This window comes from Rhodococcus sp. 06-462-5 (assembly GCF_002258315.1).
GTDB lineage: Bacteria > Actinomycetota > Actinomycetes > Mycobacteriales > Mycobacteriaceae > Rhodococcoides.
The window spans coordinates 1-19664 of sequence record NZ_NOYD01000060.1; the positions used below are offsets into that span (position 1 = coordinate 1).

The 19664-nt window shown below is 62.5% G+C and carries 19 protein-coding genes; 15 read left to right on the forward strand and 4 right to left on the reverse strand.

Features of this window, described 5'->3' with window-relative positions:
- From CH251_RS25855 to CH251_RS25925, 14 genes are all read left to right on the forward strand, one after another.
- On the forward strand, nucleotides 1-912 hold a 912-nt coding region (locus tag CH251_RS25855; protein WP_141215049.1), incomplete at its 5' end, for an alpha/beta fold hydrolase.
- Nucleotides 881-2344: a methylmalonyl-CoA mutase family protein gene (locus tag CH251_RS25860; protein ID WP_032364855.1), complete on the forward strand. Its 1464-nt coding sequence runs from the start codon at nucleotides 881-883 to the stop codon at nucleotides 2342-2344. The genes CH251_RS25855 and CH251_RS25860, both read left to right, overlap by 32 nt.
- Nucleotides 2345-2442: 98 nt before the next feature.
- Nucleotides 2443-2703 (forward strand): phosphopantetheine-binding protein, encoded by a 261-nt coding sequence (locus CH251_RS25865; RefSeq protein WP_032382025.1) that lies wholly within the window; start codon nucleotides 2443-2445, stop codon nucleotides 2701-2703.
- Entirely contained in the window at nucleotides 2700-4283 is a 1584-nt protein-coding gene (locus tag CH251_RS25870; protein ID WP_015586172.1) for an AMP-binding protein, read from the forward strand. The genes CH251_RS25865 and CH251_RS25870 overlap by 4 nt, the downstream gene beginning before the upstream one ends.
- The gene (locus tag CH251_RS25875; protein WP_015586173.1) at nucleotides 4280-6124 is read left to right on the forward strand and encodes a condensation domain-containing protein; all 1845 of its coding nucleotides are present in this window, start codon (nucleotides 4280-4282) and stop codon (nucleotides 6122-6124) included. The genes CH251_RS25870 and CH251_RS25875 overlap by 4 nt, the downstream gene beginning before the upstream one ends.
- The gene (gene ccrA, locus CH251_RS25880) at nucleotides 6108-7430 is read left to right on the forward strand and encodes a crotonyl-CoA carboxylase/reductase (RefSeq protein ID WP_015586174.1); all 1323 of its coding nucleotides are present in this window, start codon (nucleotides 6108-6110) and stop codon (nucleotides 7428-7430) included. Before CH251_RS25875 ends, ccrA begins: the two co-directional genes overlap by 17 nt.
- A complete protein-coding gene (locus CH251_RS25885; RefSeq protein WP_015586175.1) occupies nucleotides 7427-7882 on the forward strand; it encodes a cobalamin B12-binding domain-containing protein in 456 nt (151 codons plus the stop codon). Before ccrA ends, CH251_RS25885 begins: the two co-directional genes overlap by 4 nt.
- Entirely contained in the window at nucleotides 7879-8634 is a 756-nt protein-coding gene (gene meaB, locus CH251_RS25890) for a methylmalonyl Co-A mutase-associated GTPase MeaB (RefSeq protein WP_015586176.1), read from the forward strand. Before CH251_RS25885 ends, meaB begins: the two co-directional genes overlap by 4 nt.
- A 312-nt stretch (nucleotides 8635-8946) precedes the next feature.
- The gene (gene mce / locus CH251_RS25895; RefSeq protein WP_015586177.1) at nucleotides 8947-9381 is read left to right on the forward strand and encodes a methylmalonyl-CoA epimerase; all 435 of its coding nucleotides are present in this window, start codon (nucleotides 8947-8949) and stop codon (nucleotides 9379-9381) included.
- Nucleotides 9382-9589: 208 nt separating this feature from the next.
- Complete coding sequence (locus CH251_RS25900; protein WP_032384406.1) at nucleotides 9590-10789, forward strand: hypothetical protein; 1200 nt, start codon at nucleotides 9590-9592, stop codon at nucleotides 10787-10789.
- Nucleotides 10786-10938: a hypothetical protein gene (locus tag CH251_RS27670; RefSeq protein ID WP_155289037.1), complete on the forward strand. Its 153-nt coding sequence runs from the start codon at nucleotides 10786-10788 to the stop codon at nucleotides 10936-10938. Before CH251_RS25900 ends, CH251_RS27670 begins: the two co-directional genes overlap by 4 nt.
- A gap of 390 nt (nucleotides 10939-11328) precedes the next feature.
- The gene (locus CH251_RS25910) at nucleotides 11329-12165 is read left to right on the forward strand and encodes a hypothetical protein (protein WP_015586180.1); all 837 of its coding nucleotides are present in this window, start codon (nucleotides 11329-11331) and stop codon (nucleotides 12163-12165) included.
- 397 nt (nucleotides 12166-12562) lie between these two features.
- The gene (locus CH251_RS25920) at nucleotides 12563-12793 is read left to right on the forward strand and encodes a heavy-metal-associated domain-containing protein (RefSeq protein WP_032407149.1); all 231 of its coding nucleotides are present in this window, start codon (nucleotides 12563-12565) and stop codon (nucleotides 12791-12793) included.
- 33 nt (nucleotides 12794-12826) lie between these two features.
- Entirely contained in the window at nucleotides 12827-15028 is a 2202-nt protein-coding gene (locus CH251_RS25925; RefSeq protein ID WP_037185689.1) for a heavy metal translocating P-type ATPase, read from the forward strand.
- A gap of 104 nt (nucleotides 15029-15132) precedes the next feature.
- Here the strand turns inward: CH251_RS25925 and CH251_RS25930 are convergent, their stop codons facing one another.
- From CH251_RS25930 to CH251_RS25945, 4 genes are all read right to left on the reverse strand, one after another.
- A complete protein-coding gene (locus CH251_RS25930) occupies nucleotides 15133-15759 on the reverse strand; it encodes a DUF305 domain-containing protein (RefSeq protein WP_032364203.1) in 627 nt (208 codons plus the stop codon).
- A gap of 85 nt (nucleotides 15760-15844) precedes the next feature.
- Entirely contained in the window at nucleotides 15845-16264 is a 420-nt protein-coding gene (locus CH251_RS25935) for a DUF6153 family protein (RefSeq protein ID WP_032364204.1), read from the reverse strand.
- A gap of 51 nt (nucleotides 16265-16315) precedes the next feature.
- On the reverse strand, nucleotides 16316-17533 hold the full coding sequence (locus CH251_RS25940) for an MFS transporter (protein ID WP_139278555.1): 1218 nt from the start codon (nucleotides 17531-17533) through the stop codon (nucleotides 16316-16318).
- 63 nt (nucleotides 17534-17596) lie between these two features.
- The gene (locus CH251_RS25945; protein ID WP_032407145.1) at nucleotides 17597-18181 is read right to left on the reverse strand and encodes a TetR/AcrR family transcriptional regulator; all 585 of its coding nucleotides are present in this window, start codon (nucleotides 18179-18181) and stop codon (nucleotides 17597-17599) included.
- A gap of 84 nt (nucleotides 18182-18265) precedes the next feature.
- Between CH251_RS25945 and CH251_RS25950 the strand changes: the two genes are divergently transcribed.
- On the forward strand, nucleotides 18266-19660 hold the full coding sequence (locus CH251_RS25950) for an MFS transporter (RefSeq protein ID WP_032407152.1): 1395 nt from the start codon (nucleotides 18266-18268) through the stop codon (nucleotides 19658-19660).
- Nucleotides 19661-19664 lie beyond the last annotated feature (4 nt).

Here is a 19664-nt window from a genome sequence, read left to right on the forward strand (position 1 = left end):
TCGCTCTCTGCGATGCGTGTCGTAGCCGCCGTGCAGGAAACCTTCGACTGTGAAATCAGCGTCCGTGCACTCATGGAAGCCCCCACCGTAGCGGGCCTGAGCAAACAACTCTTCAACTGGTCCAGTTCCGACGAGATACCTCAGGTCGTGAAGTTGTGCCGAGGGCCAGGGCGTCCACTTTTCTGCATACACCCTGGTGGGGGCGTCAGCTGGGCGTACCGCGCCTTGGGAAGCATCGTGCAGCGCCCAATATTCGCTATTCAGCAAACCGTCGACGGCGAACGTCCGCGTACGGTCCGCGAAATGGCCGGCGAGTATGCCGACCTCGTCCAGTCAGTCCAGCCCGATGGGCCCTACGACCTGCTGGGATGGTCCTTCGGTGGTGTCGTCGCCCACCAGATGGCTACCGTGCTGGAACGGAGAGGGGCGCACGTACGTCGGCTAATACTGTTGGACGCAGCTCTAGTAGAACCCGGTACGACACGCTCGCCAGACGCGGATTTCAATGAGACCGACGTCCTGCGGCATTTCGTGTCCAAGAACGTCGACCTGCCCGATCTGAAAGAATTGACCTCTTACGAGCAGGCCACGGAATGGCTGGAAACTCATTCGTCACTCGGCGCAGCTATTCCGCCAGCTTGGATGATCAGCCACGTCGTTCGCAATCTCCGATTCAATTCTGACCTCTGGCACGGCCACACACCGGACCTATTCGGGGGCGGCGCTGTGGTGTTCCAGGGAAGCGATCACGAACGCGATCCAGGTTATTCAAGAGACTGGACACGTTTTATCGCTCGTCCAGTCACGGAGATCGCAGTGGAGTGCGAACACAACGACATGTTGAGTCCCGATGCGTTGGACGCCTACGGCGACCGGCTGCGTGCAGAACTGGAAGGCGACGATTATGAGTAAACCAGGCGAGTTTCCTTATGAGGCAGGTATTCATCCCAAGGGCTATGTGTCTAGGCCATGGACGATCAGGCAATTGGCTGGGCTTGGCGACGGCGTAGACACCAATAGGCGGTTCCATTATCTCCTCGACCAAGGCGAGACAGGTCTTTCGTTGGCTTTCGACCTGCCCACCCAGCTCGGACTCGACCCGGACGATCCAACGGCTGCCGGTGAGGTCGGTCGCGCCGGGGTCTCGGTGTCCACCGTCGACGACTTGGCCGCAGTGTTCGACGGAATACCGCTGGATCAGGTGTCAGTCTCTTTCACCATCAATGCGACCGCACCGATGATCTTGGCCCTATGGATCGTGGTTGCCGAAGAATCAGGCGTCAACCCTGCGCTATTACGTGGCACTTTGCAGAACGAAATGCTGAAAGAGCACGCGGCTCGCAAGGCGTTCGTGTTCGACTTGGACGACAGCTTCCGCTTCTCGTTAGACGTTATCGAGTACTGCATACGCAACTTGCCCAAGGTCAATCCGGTATCGATCTCGGGTGGACACGCCCGTGAAGCCGGTGCGAGCCGAGCAATGGAAGTGGCGCTCGGCATCGCTGATGCGGAGACGTACTTGCAAGGGATGCTGGAGCGGGGGTTTACCGTCGACGAGGTCGCACCCCGGCTCAGCTTCATCTTTGGGACCCATATGGAGGTTCTTGCCGAGGCGGCCAAGTTCCGTGTCCTACGCAGGATGTATGCCCGCCGCATGGTGGACCTCTTCGGCGCTGCTGACGCGAAGTCGAGCCGCATGCGTGTTCAGGTCAATACTTTCGGCTCCGCTCTCGCCGCCTCCGAACCGCTCAACAACATCGCGCGTACGACCATTCAGGCCGTAGCGGCCGTCCTCGGCGGGGTGCAGTCTCTGCATGTGTGCGGCTTCGACGAGGCCGAACAAACGCCTGGGCAGCTATCGGCACGCATTGCGCTGAGGATTCAGCAGATCATCTTGAAGGAAACCGATCTAGCCAGATACGTCGACCCCCTCGGCGGGTCCGAGGCAATAGCTCGCATCGCCGATGAAATCGAAGCAGAGGCTACGGGGTGGCTAGATGACATCGCTGCCCATGGTGGCTTGTTGGACTGTCTGCGCAGTGGCTGGCTGGAATCGCGCATTGACGACATGGCCTACGCCACCCGCGGCCCCGTCGTCGGCGTCGTCGAAGCCGAGAGTTCCGAAGAAGAGGAGTGGCTCACTGAAAGGCAACTGCGTTCGGGTGTCGTACCGGGCCGCCGCCGTCCCTTCGAGCGCGGGGTTTGTAGCGCAGAACTACGTGCTGTGACCGATGACGTGGCCGCGGGCCGCAATGTCATGAATTCGATGATCGCAGCAGCACGGGCTCGGGCCAGCATCGGCCAAATGCAACGGGCGGTGGCAGAAGGGCTCGAATCGAAATGACCGCATCTAACCGGAGCAGCAGCAGTCCGGGTCAATCCCGTACCCAAACACACTCAAGGGTGCAGCCAACTGACCACTCGGATGGGGAGCAGAGAAATATGAGCAAACAACGGATGGCTACCACTATTACGAGTTTCTGGGAACGGGCTCTCGGCGAAGAAAATCTCACGCTCGATGACAATTTCTTCGATTTGGGCGGTGATTCGCTCACGGCCGCGAAAATCCTTGCCCTTATCCAGCGGGAGTATGGGCTGCAAGCGGAATTGCATCTAATTTTTAACAACCCCACCATCGAAGAATTCGTGGAGGCCGTTGATGAAGAACTAGCAGGGGTAGCGCCGCGGGGAGAAGATGCATGACCGCCCCAAAATTCAAGTCACTGTGGGGAGGTCCGGCGACACCCGATTGTCACTTAACTGGATTTGTTCGCCGTGTCACCCACGATCCGGGGCGTACGGCTGTAGTCGACGCCGATCGTTCGTACACCTACGGAGAACTGGCAGCTTGGGCGCAAACGGTGTCGTCCAACTTGACGCTGGCCGGCGTGAACGTAGGAGACCGGGTTGCGGTATCGCTTCCGCGAGGCGCGGGTGCAGTCGCTGCATTACTCGGGGTGCTGCTGCATGGAGCGACGTACGTCCCGTTGGACCCCGAGTACCCCGTGGAACGGATTCAGTTCATGGTGGATGACTGCGCACCTCGCGCCCTAATCGCCACCACGCGATCACGTGTGAACCACCACGCCCCGCTGGTCGACATCGGGCTGCCCCCCGGAGTAACCCAACCGATCGACCTGCGCGCCGTCGCGTGCGATGCCGCACTTCCGGTCTACATCATCTACACATCCGGATCGACCGGCTGGCCGAAGGGCGTAGCGCTGAACCATCTCTGCATCGACACAATGGTCGATTGGCAAACATCCCACTCACCCCACCCCGAACTACGCACCGCACAGTTCGCCCCGCTAAATTTCGACGTCTCGTTCCAGGAGATATTGGGCACGCTGTGCGGCGGCGGCACGCTTGCGATCATGCCGGAGAAGCTACGCCGTGAACCAGCCCAATTGCTTCGATGGCTCTCCGATCAACGAATCGAGCGGCTGTTCGTCCCATTCGTTGCGTTGCAGATGCTGGCAGTGACGGCCCAGCGGGACATGCTGGCGCAACTGTGCTTGGTCGAGGTAAATACCGCCGGTGAGCAAGTAGTGTGCTCGGAAGATATTCGCGCAATGTTCGCATGTATGCCCGGCTGCCGGCTGGTCAACCACTACGGACAAAGCGAATCCGCCATGGTGACCTCGCACATCCTGGGGCCCGATCCGTATGCCTGGCCCAATCTGCCACCAATCGGCGAACCCCTGCCGGGATGCGAACTACTCATCGCGCCGGAAGTTCCAGAAACTCCGAACATCGGAGAGCTTCTCGTATCCGGAAATCCATTGTCGGATGGATATCTGGGGCGTCCCGAGCTGACAGTGGAGCGCTACGTCAGCATCCTTCCCTCACCAGCCGGTAACACCCGAGCCTTCCGTACCGGTGACCTGGTGGAGCTGACAGACAGCGGCTTGCGCTTCCTATCCCGAATGGACAGCCAGATCAAAGTGCGGGGAATCCGCGTTGATCTCCTAGAAATCGATGCGCAGTTGCTAACAGCTCCCGACTTCGCTGCAGCGGCGACGGTCATGGTGGTGACTAAGTCCGGCCATGCCAGCCTGCGCGCCGCAGTAGTCCTTCGTGAGGGCTGCACCGGCCCAGTCGAGGCCAACGCTCTTAAGCGACTACGCAAGGTACTGCCCGAGGTTTCGGTCCCTGTTTCGGTGACGGAACTGCCCGAACTGCCCAGGACCCCCAGCGGGAAGGTTAATCGTGAGAGAGTCGCTGAGCTCATCGCAGATGACTGCCGGCGGCGTCGCCGACACAGTCAGGGCGGTGACGAATGACCACAATCCTGCACGATAGGCCCGCCGATGCGGGCCAATACGCACTCTGGGCCGAAGCCACGATTGATCCCTCGATTAGTGGCGGCGGATATTTCGTGGCGACCTTTCGCGGTGTACTTGACGAGCATCACCTCGAGGCCGCTGCGCGCGCCGTGCTTGAACGACACGAGCCGCTGCGGTCGGTGCTGCGGCTTGTGCGGGGACAGTTGCGCCAGTGCGTCCTGCCGGCACTTGAGGCATGTTCTTTCGAGCGCGCCACTATCCCATGCGAAGACGGCTCCGAGTCGGCGGCGGTCCGAGAATGGTGCAAGCAGCGCGAACAGGACAAGCGCTGGGACCTAGCCACCGAGGCACCAATTCGTTTCCAACTTCTAACCCATGCTCCCAACCGCTGCTCGATGGTCTTCGAGGCTCATCACGCCGGCTTTGACGGGCGCAGCAAGTTTATTGTCGCCCGCGATTTCTCGAACTATCTGGGGAAACTGAGAATCGGCCATCAAGTGAATCCGACGCCGCTGGCCGCGCCCAGTACGCCCGTTGCCACGGAGGCAGTCACCGCGGAGGCCATCGAATTTTGGCGTACTGCTATCGACAAACGGATGCCCTTGACACTTCCCGAGGGCGGCCGTCTGGGGCAGCGGTCCATTGCTGCCTCGCCGACAATCGAACTGGAGCCCTCAGCGGTTGCCGCCCTTCGCGCGATCGCTCAAAACCTGCAGGTGAGCACATTCACGATGCTTTTCGCAGCGCTCACTCGACAAATGACGGCTTACGACAACATTGATCCGGTGTTGTCTGTGGCTTCGGACGTCAGTGACGAACACACCGGACATGTCGCCGGCTTGCAAACCAACGTGGTCCCCGTATCCATCGAAACCTCCCGCCAGATGGCGACGGAAAAATCCGTTGCCTCGGCCCGCCGGGCGCTCACACACTTGGCTCGCTATCGCCGCGTCCCGTTCGTGGACCTGGTGTCCGGTGTGCCCGGCAGACCCCTCGCTCGGCTCAGTACTGAGCTCGGCCTGTCATTTCCCCGTCCGCCAGCCCAACTTGACCTGGAAATCCCCGGCCTACGTTCGGAGTGGGAGTTTTTCACGCCAAACACAAACGCTGCTTTGGCCAGAACGCTGCAGATCCGTGCGCACTGGCCGCAGTGCCGGGTGCGGCTCGACTATCGCCAGGATCTGATGGGTGCAGCGGAAGCAGAAATATTTCTTGCCGATTTTCGCACTGCTGTCACAGATCTCGCTTCAGACCGAGAAACATCCTTGGTCAGCTCTACGAGCAAAGTCCGGCCCCGAGCAGCCGGCGCGGGGACCCCGTACATCTGTGCTGGCGTCCGCGCGGGGACACTATGTAACGACGACGCTCCCCACCCTCCGCGCTTGATGCCATCGGACGGTGTGAGATTCACCGTGCGTGGCCGGTCGGAACAGTTACTGCCCTGTTGTATAGCGGGCACGATCTGGGTTCATCTCGCCGACGGCCGCGAGGTTTGCACCGACGACTGTGGGTACGTCGCGGCAGACGGCGAGATGCGACACCTAGGACCTCGGGAGGGTCGGTGGATCCGCACCCGAAGCCTCATTGATGCCTCCGCAGTCGCCCGCGTCGCCCGAACCCACACTTGGGTACGAGAGGCGGAAGTGCAGCTGGTGAGGGGCCGTACCGACACCGCGGTGCTCAGTGTGTCTGGACCAACTCGCAATGTCCCGAGCGCACGAGAAATCCGAGCACATCTGCGGACTTTTCTGCACGCCAGTGATCTGCCTGGACGTATCAAAATCACCTGTACCGACACCCTACCGACGAACAAGGATGACAATGAACGAACTCTCTGAAGCTGTAATCGCGGGTGCCTCTCCGGACGTACTTGAGAGCCTTCCCGTCCCACCTGAATACAACGCCGCCTACCTAGATGTAGAAGACATCCAGATTTTCGCCGGCGTCGAGGACAAAGACGTTCGAAAGTCGATTCACCTCGGCAGTGTGCCCATGCCGGAACTTGCTCCTGATGAGGTGTTGGTCGCTGTTATGGCAGCGGCGATGAACTACAACACAATCTGGTCCGCTACCTTCGAGCCGATCCCCACTTTCAACTTCCTGCGGCACTACGCAAAACAGGGCGGCTGGGCCTCTCGTCACGACCAGCCGTACCACGTACTGGGGTCGGACGCAGCCGGGGTGATCGTGCGCGTCGGGGCCGGTGTGCGCAAGTGGAAGGTCGGGGACCATGTCGCCGTAGGGACGGCTCATGTCGATGACCAGGAACCGCTCACCCATCACGACGGCATGCTCGGCCACGAGCAGCGAGCATGGGGGTTTGAGACAAACTTCGGAGGCCTCGCTGACTATGCGGTCGTCCGCGCGAGTCAATTACTACCCAAGGCAGCGCACCTCACCTGGGAAGAGGCTGCCAGCAACCCATTGTGCGCGGGAACGGCCTACCGGATGCTCGTCAGCGAGCGCGGTGCCAACATGCGTCAAGGCGATGTAGTCCTCATTTGGGGCGCGGCGGGTGGCCTCGGTGGCTACGCCGTGCAATTCGTCCGCAACGGCGGCGGCATACCAATCGGCATAGTCAGCTCGGACGCAAAAGCCGAGGTCGCCCGCAAGCTTGGCTGTGAGCTGGTCATCGATCGGCGCGAGATCGGTGAGATTTCCGCTGACCCGGACGCCACCGTCGCGGCAGGAAAACTGCTGGGCAAGATCATCAGGCGAGAGATCGGAGAGGATCCGAACATCGTCTTCGAGCACGTTGGCCGCGAGACCTTCGGCCTCTCGGTATTCGTGGCCCGCCGCGGCGGCACAATCGTCACCTGTGGATCGAGCACGGGTTACCAACACACGTTCGACAACCGCTACTTGTGGATGCGCCTGAAAAGAATAGTAGGCAGCCACGGGGCGAATTTGTACGAGCAGTGGCAGACGAACCGCCTCATCCAGCGCGGCCAAGTGCAACCTATGTTGTCTGAAGTGCACCCGTTTCAAGAGACACCAGAAGCCGCACGCAGGATTCAACTAAACGAGCACCTCGGCAAAGTTGGCATACTTTGCCTAGCACCCTCGAGTGGGCTCGGTGTCACCGACGTCGACCTGCGTTCCCGGATCGGCGAGGCGCGGATCACACCGCTGGTGACGGCATGACAGCTCCGAACCCGAGCTTCGACGCAGGAAAGGCCGAAGGCCGCGTGCATCGTGTCCGAGTGGTGGTTGCCAAACCTGGGCTGGATGGCCACGATCGCGGTGCCAAAGTGGTGGCGCGCGCACTTCGTGATGCCGGCATGGAAGTTATCTACACCGGATTGCGTCAGACACCCGAGCAAATCGTCCGCACCACTTTGGAAGAGGGTGCCGACGCTGTCGGTCTGTCACTGCTATCGGGCGCTCACATGGAACTGGTACCCCGCGTAATCGAGCTGTTGGCCGAGAATAACGCGATGGAGATACCCATCTTCTGTGGCGGCGTCATTCCACCTGGAGACGCACGCAAGCTCGCTGAAATGGGAGTGCTCCGGGTCTTTACCTCTCGGGATTCCCTTCAGGAGATCACCCGTTGGGCACAAACGAACCTACATCCGCTCAAGGAGACGGAGTGACGAGGCACCAGAACTGTCAGACCTTGGAGTCTGCACGGCAAGGCAATATCAGGGCGCTGGCGCAACTAATGACTCGCGCGGAGAACTACGCCATCACTGAGGTTGACGTCATCTCTCCGGCTGCACCGGACCACCCCCGAACCGCCTGTACGGTGATTGGCTTGACAGGTCCTCCTGGTGTCGGAAAGTCGACGTTGATTTCATGTCTTATCGCCGAGTACCGCAAGCGGGGTCAGCGCGTGGCAGTGCTCTGCTTTGATCCGTCATCGCCGATAACCGGCGGTGCGCTCCTCGGTGACCGCATCCGTATGCAGGAGCACTCAGATGATCCCGGAGTTTTCATTCGGTCAGTGTCCAGTCGTGGCCATCTCGGAGGACTTTCGGCCACGGCCAGGACAATGATCGCGATCCTGTCTGAGATCGAATTTGACAGGATCTTGATCGAGACGGTCGGAACCGGGCAGTCAGAGGTGGAAATCGCATCAATCGCGGACGACACCATCGTTGTTCTAGCGCCTGGAGCAGGTGACGGCATCCAAATGGCCAAGGCTGGTGTTCTGGAAATCGCCGACCTCTACGTCGTAAACAAGGCAGATCAGAACGGAGTCCACGCAGTACTTCGCGAACTCCAGGCCGTGATCGAGCTTGGTCAACGCGACGTCCCCATTGTGACGACTACCGCCAGCCGTCAAGAAGGGGCCGCCGAGGTAGTTAGAGCCCTTGAGGCCAAGCGAAAATCTCCTATGACGTAGAGCTGGAGCAGATCGTTCCTCCAGTCATTACCTCTGCCGCGCTTTGCAAAGCAGCGAAGCTTTGGGCCACCGTTAGGTGATCGAAGTCTGCGACATCGACGGGGACACCTGCATGGCACGAAATCACCTGCGCAGCGGCTTGAACTGGGCCCGAGTCAAGGGTTGGGCTGAATTTGACGACCTAGGCAACCAAGCAAAGTAGGGACTGTTGGCAGAGTTCAGATTGACTGATCTTGTAAATATCAGTCAGACAAGCGGATTCGGTCATGTCAGCATGTTGCATAGCGAGCAGTTATGCGGTGGACTGTAGGCATGCTGACTCGAATTGACCATATCGGGATTGTTTGTTTCGACCTCGACAAAACCGTCGAATTCTACAGTGCCACCTATGGATTCGAGGTTACTCACCTGGAATCGAACGAGGAGGAGGGTATCCGTGAAGCGATGTTGAAGATCAACGAGACCCCGGACGGTTACGCCTCGTACCTCCAGCTGCTGGGCTCGACCCGGGACGACTCAGTAGTAGGCAAGTGGCTGGCCAAGAACGGAGAAGGCGTCCACCACATCGCATTCGGCACGAACGACGTGAGTGGCGAAACAGAAGCCATACGGAGTAAGGGCGTCCGGGCACTCTACGACGAGCCGAGACAAGGTTCAATGGGGTCCCGAATCAACTTCCTGCACCCAAAGGATTGCCACGGGGTCTTGACTGAACTCGTCACCGCCGCAACACCAGACTCCGAATGACAACTGCCAGTTAATGTTGCGATGGTCCATATCGTCAGAGTGTTGATGCGGATTTGTGCCATGGAGTGGTAGACGAGGGGGCGGGATGGGAAAATTGGCGCGGCGTTCGGATAGAAGAGGGCAGAAGCCTCGGAATGCGAAGGGCACTCGGGTTCGCCGTGATGGATTCGACGGTGAGTTCGTTCCAGGGCAACAATTTTCGGTCGACATGCGTATCCGCCGTCAGGCCGCCGAGGTGCTGGAAGCAAAGGTCACCGCGGCGCGGTGGCCCCTTGTGCTCGAGGCCATCGAGGCCGCAGCCTGGCCGGTGGAGACCTACCTGGGAAAATTCCTTAAGGGCGGCTACGACGTGATCCGGTTTCGGTCCGACCCGGCCGACGTGGGCGAGATGCTCCATAGGTTGTCCCGGATGACGAAGCTGCCGGTCGAAGCTGTTGCGCGGGAGCCCCACAAGCACTTGCCCTTCTGGCTCGATGACGAACCGGAATCGCACGATGTCGGCCTGCAGCCCTTCCGTTGGTTCCAGATGCTTTACTACAGCCACTTCCTTCTGCGCGCGTCGACGGCGGACCGGTATGCCTACTATGCGACGCCGGAGATGTCTGCGTTGATCGAGGCCGGCCAGAGTGCCGATCGAGACCATGATGTTGCTGTGACCGTGGCCGATCTTCCCTCGAGCAGAGGAGTTCTCTATCTCGCTCCAGCGGATGGAGTGCCCGACCACGGGCGGGTCCTGGTGTGGAACGAGACAGGTCGCGACAGTGGAAGTGGAACCGATGTTCTCCTGATAGCCATGCTTACCGTTCCTGCTTTGCGGTGGTGGTTGGCGCGGGCCGACGGGGCACTTCCTACTGACGGAAACCGGTTGTACCGCGTCGTCAACGACTACCTACCGGTGTTTCCTTTCGCCGAGGTCCAGCTCAGCCCAGCCGAATCCGATGCTGCGCCCAGTGCACCGAACCGATCAGGAGGCGCGGGTTTCACGGACGTCGGTCCCGACGAACCTGCGCATTCCGTGACCGCCATGAATGACCTGGATTACGTTGCGCGAACGTTCTTCTCGATGGTGAACATGCTGCGAGGCAACAAGTTCGTGGAGTCCACCCGCCAGCAGTCGGCGCGCATGCGAGACAACGACGGCGTAGTCAAGCGGATGCGTGAGGTGACGTATTTGTCGTACCGGCAGCCGCGGTCTGCATCCAGTGCTTCATCGTCGGAAGGATCTGGCAAGCTCTCGCACCGCCACGTCGTTCGGGGGCATTGGCGTCGGCATTGGTATCCATCGCAGAAGCGTCATCTACCCATGTGGATCGATGAGCATTTGCAGGGGCCCGCGGATGCCCCGATTGTCGTCAAGAGCAAGGTGACTGTGGTGCGCCCGCCTGCGGAGAATGAGAGTGTTGAATGACCAACGACCGTAGTTTCGATCCGGACGCCGATCACGGCCAGGCGGGCTGGGTGACTCTGCCCAGTGGACAGCGTGCTTACCGCTACCACGGCTCGGACGACCTGATCTACGACGGAGCAACCGCCCCCGAGGCCGACGCGTCGAACTAGACGTAGATTGGAACTCCTCGGCGCAGGCTCGAGAAGACCGATGCACCGTCATGCCGGAAAGAACGACGCAGCTCGTCCAGTCATTCACATGAATGATTGTTGCCTGGGAACCACAAAGCAGCGCTGTGCGTCCAACACAGCATGGACGACGACGAGTGCGCAGCCATCCGTGACGAGGGGCGCGACCCCAGCGACCCGGCCGTCGTAAGCGCCCTCGACCAGGTGAAACGAACGCTTCACCTATACCGGCATCTCGCCTGGACCTTCACGGCAGACGACCTCGACACTCGCACCCTCCACCGCTGAACGCGCCCACCTGCACGTTCGACAATCGAACATGCGTTCGATACGGTGTGGTGGTTCCTATCGGCGCGCGAAAGGTCGATCCACATGGCCACCGTCGACGCAATCGGGGACCTCACCGGCTTGGGCAAGGCCGAACAGCTCGCCGCGCTCCGACGCAGCATGGCCGCGATCCCCGGACGACGTGTCCACGCACCCATCGAGCCCGTCGACGCATCCCTGTTCGCCCCATCTCAGCCAACGGCCCCGCCCGCCGACGAACAGACCCTCAGCGGCCCTGTGCGTTCACAGACCCTGCGCACCATCCCCGTGCCCACGCCACTGTCGGAACTCCTCCCACGCGGTGCGCTGGCCCGCGGAACGGCCATCTCGATTACTGGTGCCGGATCGATCCTCGTCGGTCTCGTCGCTACAGCCAGCGCGGCCGGCCACCACGTCGCATTGATCGGGCAGTCGAAGTTCGGACTCCTCGCCGTCCACGAGCAGGGCGGCGACCTGTCGAAAATCCACCTGATCGACCCAGGCCAAACAGACCCCCTCGACGCTGCGAGCCTCTGTATCGAGGGCCTCGATCTGGTCGTGACGACCGTGCACGGACGCGATGTTCCGCCAACCCGGGCGCGTGCCCTGTTGGCCCGAAACCGTACGCACGCAGGAATTCTCGCGATCACGAACGGACGCATGCCCGGTCTCGACCTGGCAGTCTCCTCGCGGCCTGTCGCGTACGGCGGAATCGAGCAGGGCAGGGGCCGTATCCGGTCGATCACCCTCGAGACCACCGTGCACGGGCGCGGTATCGCCGAGCGCACCGGCCGCTACACCCTCACCGCGCCCACGTTCGGCGAACAGGGCCTGCGGTGGATCCCGAGCAGCGTCGACGCGGCCGTCCTGCACCGGCCACACGGTCTGGCGGTCGTGCAGTGAGCCCCGAGATGTACGAGAACTGGCCCGTCACTTTCGATCCGCCCACACGCCTCGTTGTCGATCCCCCTCAGAGAGTCTTGGTCAGCGTCGCGCTCACCGTGGCTGGCTCGTCTGGAGGATCCTTCCGTGACGGGGTGCCGCTCAAAGTCCGGTCGGAAGGTCTCGCGATGGACGTCAAGGCCCCTGGGCTTTTTCACGCATGGGCGAAAACTGGAAGGGGACAGTGGATTTGTTGTAGCTACGGTCTGTTGTTGACCAACTGACCGGTCAGGGCGCGCATGGTTGGTCAGCCTCTGATGCAGTATTAGGCCTTTTCAATTATACGGGGAGGGGGTATGGTCCGACATGTCAACAACATACCCCAGGGGGGTATGCATTCACGATTGAAGGAGCGGACATGATCACCACGAGCTACCGAGTTACCGGTATGACGTGCGGGCACTGCGAAGCCTCGGTTCGCGAAGAAGTCAACGCCGTAGCAGGGGTCGTCACAGTGGAGGCATCGGCGTCGGCGGGAACCCTGACGGTGACAAGCGCAGCCGAGCTCGACCAGGACCAAGTCATCGCCGCTGTTCGCGAGGCCGGATACACAGCGGAACAGCAACCCTCGGACCCGCGCACTGCGTAACCACCGAACTCGGTGGACGGAAGGACTCGCACGATGAACAACCACACACATGCCGGCGACGACACAGGGATGGCCGAGGCTGCGAACCCACACTCGGGCCACGACATGTCCGGGCACCGCGCGCCCCCCTCGGGACATGGCGAGCACACGGAGCGCGGCGGTCACGACGGACACGACGGCCACAGTGGGCATGCCGGCCACGGTGGGCATGCCGGCCACGGTGATCACGTCGGTATGTTCCGTCGCCTGTTCTGGATCATGCTGGCCCTCGCCGTCCCGGTGATCCTCGCTTCCGAGATGTTCGCGATGCTCCTCGGGTACTCGCTACCCGACGCAGCGTGGATCGCGTGGGTCTCCCCGGTACTGGGAACCGTGATGTATGCCTGGGGCGGGTCCCCGTTCCTCACCGGCGCGGTGAGTGAAATCCGTTCACGTGCACCAGGAATGATGCTTCTCATCGCCCTGGCGATCACCGTCGCATTCGTCGCGTCGATGGGAGCGAGCCTCGGCCTGCTCGATCATCAGCTCGACTTCTGGTGGGAACTGGCCCTGCTGATCGTGATCATGTTGCTCGGGCACTGGATCGAAATGCGATCTCTCGCGCAGACCACCTCCGCTCTGGACTCATTGGCAGCACTGCTCCCGGACACCGCCGAACGCGTCGACGGCGACGACGTAGTGCAGGTGTCCCCGGCCGAGTTGCTGCTCGGTGATCTGGTCGTCGTCCGCCCCGGCGGACGCGTACCCGCGGACGGCACCATCGTCTCCGGATCGGCGAGTATGGACGAGTCCATGATCACCGGCGAATCACGCACCGTCCGCCGCAGCGACGGCGACCAGGTCGTCGCCGGCACTGTCGCCACCGACTCCGGCCTGCGCATCCAGGTCACCGCAGTAGGGGAGGACACCGCCCTCGCCGGCATCGGCCGGCTCGTCGCCGACGCCCAGAACTCGACCTCGCGCGCTCAGCGCATCGCCGACACCGCCGCCGGCTGGCTGTTCTGGTTCGCTCTCGGATCCGCGATCATCACCGCCGCCGTGTGGACCCTGGTCGGGATGCCCGACGACGCCGTCATCCGCACCATCACCGTGCTGGTCATCGCCTGCCCGCACGCACTCGGACTCGCGATCCCGCTGGTGGTCTCCATCGCCACCGAACGCGCTGCCCGCGGCGGCGTTCTGGTCAAGGACCGGCTCGCACTCGAAACCATGCGAACAGTGGACACCGTGCTCTTCGACAAGACCGGGACCCTCACCAAGGGTGAACCCACCGTCACCGCAATCGAGGTGACGAACGGGCGCACTGCCGACAATGTCCTCGCTTTGGCTGCTGCCGCAGAAGCTGACTCAGAGCACCCACTCGCACGCGCCATCATCGGTGCCGCACGATCACGGAACCTAACCGTGCAGCCTGCGACTGACTTCCAGTCGTCCCCCGCGGTCGGGGTCGCAGCCGACGTCGACGGTACCCGCGTACAGGTCGGCGGGCCCGCGCTGCTCGAGCAGGAACACGGATCCGAACTCGCCGTCGCCGACCGGTGGCGCGGTGACGGGGCGATCATCCTGCACGTCCTCGCCGACGGGGCCGTGATCGGTGCGCTCGCGCTCGCCGACGAGATCCGGCCTGAATCACGCACCGCGATCGATGCACTCCACGCCCGCGGAATCGCGGTGGTGATGATCACCGGTGATGCCGATGCCGTCGCGAAGTCCGTCGCGACCGAACTCGGTGTGGACCGCTACTTCGCCGGGGTGAAGCCGGAAGACAAGTCCCACACCGTCGCTGCACTCCAGGGCGAAGGACGTACGGTGGCGATGGTCGGCGACGGAGTCAACGACGCACCGGCGCTCGCGCAAGCCGATGTCGGTATCGCGATCGGGGCCGGCACCGACGTCGCTATCGCATCGGCAGGAGTGATCCTCGCCAGCGACGACCCGCGGTCGGTGCTGTCGGTGATCGAACTCTCGCGCGCCTCGTACCGAAAGATGAAGCAAAACCTCTGGTGGGCAGCGGGATACAACCTGATCTCTGTCCCGCTCGCGGCAGGGGTGCTGGCACCGGTCGGGTTCGTACTGCCCATGTCCATCGGCGCGATCCTGATGTCGTTGTCGACGATCATCGTCGCCGCAAACGCGCAGCTGCTCCGGCGACTCGACCTCGCGCCCGACGCCATCACCGGAGCGGTGAACGACGGGAGTTCCGATGCTCCATCGCAGCGCGAACCGGTACTGTGAGAGCTGATCTCGTACCGGGAACGCAGCCCTGACAATTGTGGAACGCTGATGGCCGCACCCTCTCCGCCGGAGAGGATGCGGCCATCGTTGTGTGGCGGGCCGGGTCAGCCGAGCAGCCGCTGCATGGTCTCGATTTCCTGCTGCTGAGTGGCGACGATGGCGCGTGCCATCTCCAGGGCGTCAGGATTGGAACCGTCCGCGATTTCGGTGTTCGCCATCTCGATGGCACCGGTGTGGTGGGCGATCATCATCGTCAACCACTGGCGGTCGAATTCCGGTCCCGACGCTGCCATCAACGCGTCCATGTCCTGAGCGGTCATCATGCCGCTGCCAGAGCTGTGGTCCATCCCGCCCATGTCACTCATGTCCATGTCGGGCATGGGCTGGCCCCACTCGGTCAGCCATGCCGTCATCTGGTCCATCTCGGGCTGCTGTGCGCCGGCGATCGCCGATGCCAGCGACAGCACGTCCGGGTTGTCGGTGCGGCCGTTCGCCATGTCGGCCATCTCGACTGCTTGTGCGTGGTGCGGATACATCATCTGCGCGAACATCACGTCGGCATCGTTGAACTCTGCGGACGCGCTTGCTTGGGCCGAGGACATCGGTGCGGAGGACATCGAGCCCATGGAATGCCCGTCCATCGACGAATCGGTCGAGTCGTTGCTACAGCCGACGACGAGGAACGCGCTGGCGGCGGCAGCAGCGAGTGAAGCCATGACTTTGGTACGCATGTGGAATCTCCTTGCAAGAGTGGACAATCAGGGGTGTGTGACGTGTTTCGGTCCGCCGGTCGACGCGCGTCTACCGGGCTCCCTGTCACACTCGCAAGGTCACCGATCTGTCCAACTCCCACAAGGTCCACGGCGGTGCGCGCTCCAGGATGGAGTCTGTGCGCCCGGCGATCCCGTCCACCGCTGTCGGCGACTGGCCTGTCTCGGTGCTCATCGTCGGGACGGACAACGCGGCCCACGACACCGGAGTTCCCACACAGGGATGCATCATCTGATGCGCCGACGGACAATCGTGTTCCCCGAACATCACCGAAGCCGAGCTACTGCCCGGGGCTGTCGACGCCATCGCGGCATGACCACCGGTCATCGACTCCGACATCGGGCCAGCCATCGACGATGCCGGTGTCACAGAATGCATCAACAACACCCCGAACACCGTCACTGCAATCAACAATCCGATCGCCGAGGCTGTGCCCCGTCGAGTGCGACGAATCGTCGAGTTCATGCTCTCGACGGTAACAGGGCATACCCCCCAGGGGTAGCGTCGGTGCATCGTTCAGCTGGCCAGTCGGACGTCAGCTCTCGGTCGTGCGAACCAGTGAACCAACACCCCGCTCGCGACACTGAGTGTTGCGAGCGTCGGCATCGCCACCACGATCGCCCTGTCGAGCCCCCAGAAGGTTGCGAGCGCACCGATCCCAACCGCAGTAAGACCCTGTGACAGGTACGCCACCAAGTACATCAACGACAGTGTCGTCGCCCGCGTCTCGGCCTCGGGGGCTGCGACGACCATTCCGAGTCCGCCGTAGAACATCAGGCCGTAGCCCGCCCCGCTGATAACCGCAGCGAGCAGGAAGACGGTGAGCGAGTCCACGTGCGATGCGGCGACGAGGGTGACAGACCCGGCGGCGGAAAGCACCGAACCGGCCGAAGATGCAGTTGTCGGTGAACCGCGCCGGGCGATGACGGACGCGGGAACGATGGAAACAGCCCAACACGCAAGTGCACACGCGGCGACGAAAGCGTCGACGGTACCGACGAGATCCCTCACGATCTGCGCACCGAGCCCGATGAACACCGCGCCCATCATGAAGGCCACGGTGAGGGAAGCAACACCGATGGCGAACTGCATTCGATTCCTCGCGGGTACTCGCGCCCGACTGGGCCGCCATCGAACATTGCTGCGCGTGGCCTCCTCGGGGAGGAACCACACCAGCGGCAGCAGAGCAATCGTCACGCCGAGCAAGATGGCAAACGGAAGCGTGGTGGGCGACGCGGAGTACTGCACGAGCGCACCGCCGACAACGAGCGCGAGTGCGGTACCGCTGGCCGTCGCCGCAGTATTGACGGAAGTGGACAGTGCCGCGGTGCGGCGCGGTGCGAACTCGACGAGTGCGGCGCTGGCCGCACTCATCGCCAGCCCGACCCCGATTCCTTGAAGAGTGCGGCCGACGAAGATCGGGACGAGACCGCTCGTGACCACAAACAGCGCAGTGCCGACGGCGACCATGCCGACACCGGCAAGCAGTACGCGGCGTCGCCCGATCGAGTCCGAGAGAGACCCACACGCAACGAGAGCGAGAACCAGCGCTACCGGATAGGTAGCGAACAACGCGGTCGTGACGACCTCACCCACGCGCCACCGATCCGCTAAGAGCGGATAGACCATCGAGGGCGCGCCGCTCGCCCACAACGACACAACCAGGACGCCCGCCGCCGTCGACAACGCCACCGGTAACGGCAAGGTCTTGCGTGAACGAGGGCGACGGTTCACCGATCTACGCCGACCGAACCGAAGGTGTGCGACCAACCGAGCGGAAGGTGGTGCGCCCAAGCCTCAATGGGTGTCGAGTAGAGCAAGGACGGTCCTCACGATCAGATCGGGTGCGTCCATCGAATCCAGTCGCCCTGCTGCTATCTCGGCTCCGGCACCGTGAAGGACCTGATGGAGCACGGCGACTTGCCACGAGGTGGGCATGTCACGTGAAAACAGTCCTGCACTGCGTCCGCGTTCGATCAACGATTCGACCCGGCTCGCGGGGCCGTCGTGAAGCTCGCGGATACGCGCTGGGGGAAGTTCTTCCTCGGCGGCGGCAATGACCGATCGTGACCGGTCCACCAGCTCCCAGCTGCTGTGAATGAGCCGGGACAACGCTTCTCGGGGATCCCCACCCAGATCGACCGCAGCCAACGTCTGCTCACCGCGATCGATCACACGCGCCACCACGGCATCGATGAGCGCTGGGCGAGAGGCAAAGTGACCGTAGAGCGTCACCCGCCCGAGACCGGCTTCCCGTGCGATATCGCCCATCGTTGCGTTCTGCCGCCGAGACAGGCAGACGATCGCGGCATCGAGAATCCGCTCGACGTTGCGTACCGCGTCGGCTCGTTTACCGACGACCTGCGACGTATCGGTCGCCATGAACCCTCACTTCCCGAACACGTTTGTATGAGTTACGGTACCAGTGTCCAACTCAAACAACTATGTACAACTTAGGGGGCCGTGGTGACCACGTCGAAAACGACACCGGAAGCGGGCGAAGGGCTTCACCCGAAGCGATGGCTCGCACTGGCCCTGCTGGGCACAGCGCAGTTCATGCTGATTCTCGACGTCACAGTGGTCGCGATCGCGCTGCCGCAGATGGGCGTGGACCTGGCCCTATCGCGGGAGGCGGTGACGTGGGTCGTCGCCGCGTACACCCTGACCTTCGGCGGCTTGATGCTCCTCGGCGGGCGTAGCGCGGACCTGTTCGGGTCCAAACCAATCGTCTTCGCCGGCCTGGCCGTCTTCACCGCCGGCTCCCTGGCGGCCGGACTGGCTGCCAATGCCGAGTTCCTGCTCGGCGGCCGCATTGTCCAAGGCATTGGCGCGGCGATGCTCTCACCGGCGGCGTTGTCGGTGGTGGTGCGCCTGTTCGCCGGCGACGAACGCAACCGCGCCCTGGGCATCTGGTCTGCATTGGGCGGCGGCGGCGCGGCGGTCGGTGTCCTGCTCGGTGGCCTGATCACCGCCGGGCCAGGATGGCCGTGGGTGTTCTACATCAACATCCCGGTTGGCCTGATCGTCATCTTCGGCCTCCTCCGGGTTTTACCGCCGCTTACCCCGGCACCCGGGCCGCGTCCCGCGCTCGACATTCTCGGTGCAGCGCTGGTCACCGCTGCGACCGGCTCGGCCATCTACTCGTTGACCGTCGCCGGTGAAATCGGATGGACCAACCCGCAGACCCTCACCGCCGCCGGGGCCGCGGCAGCGCTCTACCTGTTGTTCTGCTGGCGACAGAAGACTGCGTCCTCCCCGCTGATGAACCTAGGACTGCTGGGCCGGCGTCCAGTCGGTGCCGGAGTGTTCGTGATTTTGATCGCCACAGCTTTGATGGTTGCAGTGTTCTTCTTGGGAACCTTCTATTTTCAGCAGTCCGCTGGGCATGGTCCCCTCGTGACCGGACTGTTGTTTCTACCGATTGCGGTGGCGACGATGACGGGAGCGAACCTCGGCGGACGCCTCATCGGACGATGGGGCGCGAGGATCCTCGGCACCGCCGGGATGCTCATCGCGGCGTTGGGATTGCTTGTGCCAGCGGTGTGGGCAACCACTGCGGCGACCACGATCGGCGTCAGCTTCGGCGCATTCGGTATCGGCGCGCTGTTCGTCGTCGCCTCGGCCACCGCGCTCGGGCAGATCGGCCCCGAGGAGGCCGGCATCGCATCCGGCCTGCTGAGCACCTTCCACGAGTTCGGTGCATCCATCGGCGTGGCAACCGTCTCGAGCATCGCTGCACTCAGCCTCGTCGCGGGTGGCGGTGACACCGGGTTCCAACACGCGTTCCTCTTCGCCGCAGCCGCTGCTGCACTGGCCGCAGTGATCTCTGCCTTCGTAATCCCGGCGCGTCCCACCGCCTGAGCAC

Excerpts from the sequence above, each read along its gene's own strand:
- CH251_RS25870 (WP_015586172.1), top strand. The coding sequence starts at position 2,700 with ATGACCGCCCCAAAATTCAAGTCACTGTGGGGAGGTCCGGCGACACCC.
- ccrA (WP_015586174.1), top strand. The coding sequence starts at position 6,108 with ATGAACGAACTCTCTGAAGCTGTAATCGCGGGTGCCTCTCCGGACGTA.
- CH251_RS27670 (WP_155289037.1), top strand. The coding sequence starts at position 10,786 with ATGACCAACGACCGTAGTTTCGATCCGGACGCCGATCACGGCCAGGCG.
- CH251_RS25885 (WP_015586175.1), top strand. The coding sequence starts at position 7,427 with ATGACAGCTCCGAACCCGAGCTTCGACGCAGGAAAGGCCGAAGGCCGC.
- CH251_RS25910 (WP_015586180.1), top strand. The coding sequence starts at position 11,329 with ATGGCCACCGTCGACGCAATCGGGGACCTCACCGGCTTGGGCAAGGCC.
- CH251_RS25945 (WP_032407145.1), bottom strand. The coding sequence starts at position 18,181 with ATGGCGACCGATACGTCGCAGGTCGTCGGTAAACGAGCCGACGCGGTA.
- CH251_RS25935 (WP_032364204.1), bottom strand. The coding sequence starts at position 16,264 with ATGAACTCGACGATTCGTCGCACTCGACGGGGCACAGCCTCGGCGATC.
- mce (WP_015586177.1), top strand. The coding sequence starts at position 8,947 with ATGCTGACTCGAATTGACCATATCGGGATTGTTTGTTTCGACCTCGAC.
- CH251_RS25875 (WP_015586173.1), top strand. The coding sequence starts at position 4,280 with ATGACCACAATCCTGCACGATAGGCCCGCCGATGCGGGCCAATACGCA.
- CH251_RS25920 (WP_032407149.1), top strand. The coding sequence starts at position 12,563 with ATGATCACCACGAGCTACCGAGTTACCGGTATGACGTGCGGGCACTGC.
- CH251_RS25900 (WP_032384406.1), top strand. The coding sequence starts at position 9,590 with ATGCGTATCCGCCGTCAGGCCGCCGAGGTGCTGGAAGCAAAGGTCACC.
- CH251_RS25930 (WP_032364203.1), bottom strand. The coding sequence starts at position 15,759 with ATGCGTACCAAAGTCATGGCTTCACTCGCTGCTGCCGCCGCCAGCGCG.
- CH251_RS25925 (WP_037185689.1), top strand. The coding sequence starts at position 12,827 with ATGAACAACCACACACATGCCGGCGACGACACAGGGATGGCCGAGGCT.
- CH251_RS25865 (WP_032382025.1), top strand. The coding sequence starts at position 2,443 with ATGAGCAAACAACGGATGGCTACCACTATTACGAGTTTCTGGGAACGG.